Source organism: Stenotrophomonas sp. 3diitr2024, from assembly GCF_042136455.1.
GTDB classification, from domain to species: Bacteria; Pseudomonadota; Gammaproteobacteria; order Xanthomonadales; family Xanthomonadaceae; genus Stenotrophomonas; species Stenotrophomonas sepilia.
On record NZ_JBHHMJ010000766.1, the window covers coordinates 1 to 3,251 of the forward strand.

Consider the following 3,251-nt stretch of genomic DNA (forward strand, 5'->3'; position numbering starts at 1 on the left):
GGAGGGGATTAAGTCGTTTATGCATAAACGACTTAATCCCCTCCGTCCCCTTTTTATGTGGCGAACCGGTCGCGCAGGAAATCAATCAGCTGCCGTACCTTCGGTGAGGGCTGCGTGCTGTGCGGGTAGACCGCGTAGACACTCTGCTGCGGGAAGCGGTGCTGGCGCAGCACCGGGCGCAGCCGGTCCTGGGCCAGGTCGTCCTCGATCAGCCAGCGTGGCAGCACGGTGACCCCGGCGCCGGCCAGGGCGAACGCGCGCAGGCTGCTGGCACCATCCACGCGTACCACCGCGTTGCCCGGGTTGGTGGCAAACAGGGCGCCGCTGCCATCAGGCGCGATCACCGGCACATCGGCCAGGCGCGGATAGCCCAGGCGGGGCAGGGTGCCCAGCTGTGCCGGGTCATCGGCAGCCTCGGCAGAGGGCAGGCGCGCCAGCAGCGAGGGGGCGGCCACCGCGCACAGTGGGTGGCACTCCAGTTCACTGGCGTGAAGGCCCGAATCCGGCAGGCGGCCGAGGCGGATCGCCAGGTCGAAGCGTTCGGGAATGAGGTCCGCTGGCGCTGGAGAAGTTGAAAGGTGCAGCTGCAGGGCCGGGTGCTGCGCGCGGAACGCCTCCAACGCGGGAATCAGGCGTAGCTGGGCGTACTCCGGTGTGGTGGTCAGGCGCAGCACGCCCTGCAGCTGGTGCTGGTCGCGGCGCGCGGCATCGATCGCCGCCTGCGCAGCATCCAGTGCCTGCACGCAATGTTGCAGGAACTGCTCGCCGGCCTCGGTCAGGGACAGGTGGCGGGTACTGCGCAACAGCAGGGTCACGCCCAGCTCCTGCTCCAGCCGCTTCAGGTTGAAGCTGACCACCGCGCGGCTGAGGCCGAGCCGATCGGCCGCAGCGGTCAGGCTGCCGGCTTCGACCACGGCACGGAAGATATCGAAGCGATCAAGGCTGACCATGGCGATCCATTGTCAAAACAGATTTGACAGTGTTGCAGCTGCCGTCGTGTTTTTCCAATGGGGTCCGGACGGCATGCTGGCTGCTTCCTCGCTGGAGCGCCGCCGATGCCGTCCCCCCGCCTGCGCCATGAGGCGATCTTCCTGCTGGTATTCGCCCTGGATCTGGTCAACATGTTCATCGCCACGGTGGCCTATCCGGCATTGGCAGCGGAGCTGCACGCCGACGTCAGCACCCTGGCCTGGGTCGGCACGGCGTACATGCTGGGCCTGAGCGTGGTGATTCCGCTGGCGCCGTGGCTGGCCGCGCGCTGTGGCGAGCGTCGCTTGCTGCTGGTGGCGTTGCTGTTGTTCGCGGTTGCCGCTGCGCTGGCAGGTTCCGCATCGGGGATCGGCTGGCTGCTCGGATGGCGCCTGCTGCAGGGGTTGGCCGGCGGTCTGCTGATTCCCGTGGCGCAAGCCGCGGCGTACCGGCAATGCACGGCCGGGCAACGTGGCGCGCTGACCCGTCGCATCCTGCTGGTGGCGCTTCTGGTGCCGGCCCTGGCACCGGCACTGGGCGGGCTGCTGGTGCAGTGGCTGTCCTGGCGCGGCGTGCTCTGGGCCAGCCTGCCATTGGCGGTGGTGGCCATCGGTCTGGTGCTGGCCTGGATGCCGGCCGACTGCGCGCGCAGTGCGCCGCGCCTGCAGGCCTATGCCCTGTCCACCGCGATGCTGGCGCTGGGCGCGCTGCTGCTGGCGCTGACCTGGCTGGGCGAATCGGGACATCGCGGTGCAGGTGCCGTGTTGCTGCTGGCCGCGCTGTTGCTGGCGGCGACGCACCTGCGGCATGCACGTCGGCAGGCGCAGCCACTGCTGCGCTGGTCGTTGCTGTCCCATCGCGGGCTGCGGCTGGCGATGCTGGTGTATCTCGCCGTACCCGGTGTGTTCATCGGCAGCCAACTGGTCAGTACCCTGCAATTGCACCACGCCGGTTACAGCGCGGCACGCATCGGCGCGCTGATGCTGCCCTGGGCGCTGGCTGCGGCCATCGCGATCATGGCCAGCAAGCGCCTGCTGGCTCGCTTCGGTCCGGCCGCGGTACTGCGCGCCGGCATGCTCCTGCAGGCCAGCGGCCTGTTGTTGATGGCGCTGCTGCCGCAGCCGGCCTTCGTGCTGGCCGGATTGTTGTTCGCGCTGATGGGCGCCGGCGGCAGCCTGTGCAGCAGCACCGCGCAGACGCTGGCCTTCCATGGCGTGGAAGGTGAGGCGTTGGGCGATGCCAGTGCACTCTGGAACCTCAACCGCCAGCTCAGCTTCTGCCTCGGCACCGCCGCCATCGCACTGCTGCTGGCATTGGCCATGCAATGGCTGCCGGCACGCGCCACCAGCGTGGCGCTGGGTTTGGCCGCTGCAATGACGCTGCTGCCGATGGCGCTGCTGCGCCGTTCGCAATCGATCTCTCTTTCCCAACCCGAGACAATGCAATGACGATGACCGCAGAGAACGAGTTCCATGATCTGATCGCCAAGCTGCAGGCCTGGTTCCGTGCGGAAGCAGCCGCCAGTACGCTGGATGCGCTGATGGATCATTTCTGCACCGACTTCAGCATGGTCGGTATTGCTGGGCAGCGCCTGGACCGCGAAGCACTGGCCGGCATGTTCGCTGGCGGCCACGGTGCCCGCCCGGGCCTGTGTATCGAAATCGATGCCCTGCAGTTCATTGCGGTGCCGGCACCGTTGGCAATGCTGCGCTACCGTGAAGGGCAGGGCGTTGCTGAAGGTGGGATGGCCTGGCGTGAAGCACTGGCCGTGCTGCGGCAGGAAGACGGCCGTTGGCGTTGGCTGGCGTTGCATGAAGTAACGGCAGCCTGATCGGGTAGTGCCGGCCGCTGGCCGGCAACCCCAATCGTGCTCAGATACACGACGGCAGCCGGCCAGCGGCCGGTCCTACTCCGGTCTGTGCCACACGCGCTACGCTGCCCGGTCATTTCCCTGCAACGCCGCTGCGGCCCAATACGCCCACGCGGCCCGGCCGTGGGAAGGGACCGGACCGGCCTTCCCACCCTGGGCCCGACCAACTTCCCATCGGCGAGGGTGTCATGCGCAATCGAGTGACGCGGCGGTACTTCCAGCAGCTGTTCGCGCTGTACGCCGGTTTCGTGCAGTCGCGCTGAGGCGTAGACGCCAGCGAGGTAGAGTCGACCGTTGGTCGACTATCGCGCGAAGCGCGGGGTTTTCGTGGGCTGTACGAAAGTCAGTCGACCAACAGTCGACTCTACCCAGTCGCGGCTATACCCAGTTGATCGCACAGTCAGCGCCGCTT

At 67.7% G+C, this 3,251-nt stretch carries 3 protein-coding genes; 2 read left to right on the plus strand and 1 reads right to left on the minus strand.

Going from position 1 to position 3,251, the window contains the following annotated elements:
• Positions 1 to 53 precede the first annotated feature (53 nt).
• Complete coding sequence (locus tag ABGA94_RS20285) at positions 54 to 950, minus strand: LysR family transcriptional regulator (protein WP_375367990.1); 897 nt, start codon at positions 948 to 950, stop codon at positions 54 to 56.
• Positions 951 to 1,055: 105 nt separating this feature from the next.
• Between ABGA94_RS20285 and ABGA94_RS20290 the strand changes: the two genes are divergently transcribed.
• Positions 1,056 to 2,417, plus strand: coding sequence for an MFS transporter (locus tag ABGA94_RS20290; RefSeq protein ID WP_065196113.1), 1,362 nt, complete (start codon positions 1,056 to 1,058; stop codon positions 2,415 to 2,417).
• Entirely contained in the window at positions 2,414 to 2,800 is a 387-nt protein-coding gene (locus ABGA94_RS20295) for a DUF4440 domain-containing protein (RefSeq protein ID WP_005417047.1), read from the plus strand. The genes ABGA94_RS20290 and ABGA94_RS20295 overlap by 4 nt, the downstream gene beginning before the upstream one ends.
• Positions 2,801 to 3,251: the final 451 nt, after the last annotated feature.

What these genes read in the sequence shown, in the direction of transcription:
- ABGA94_RS20285 (WP_375367990.1), bottom strand. Translation starts at nt 950, where the DNA reads ATGGTCAGCCTTGATCGCTTCGATATCTTCCGTGCCGTGGTCGAAGCC.
- ABGA94_RS20290 (WP_065196113.1), top strand. Translation starts at nt 1,056, where the DNA reads ATGCCGTCCCCCCGCCTGCGCCATGAGGCGATCTTCCTGCTGGTATTC.
- ABGA94_RS20295 (WP_005417047.1), top strand. Translation starts at nt 2,414, where the DNA reads ATGACGATGACCGCAGAGAACGAGTTCCATGATCTGATCGCCAAGCTG.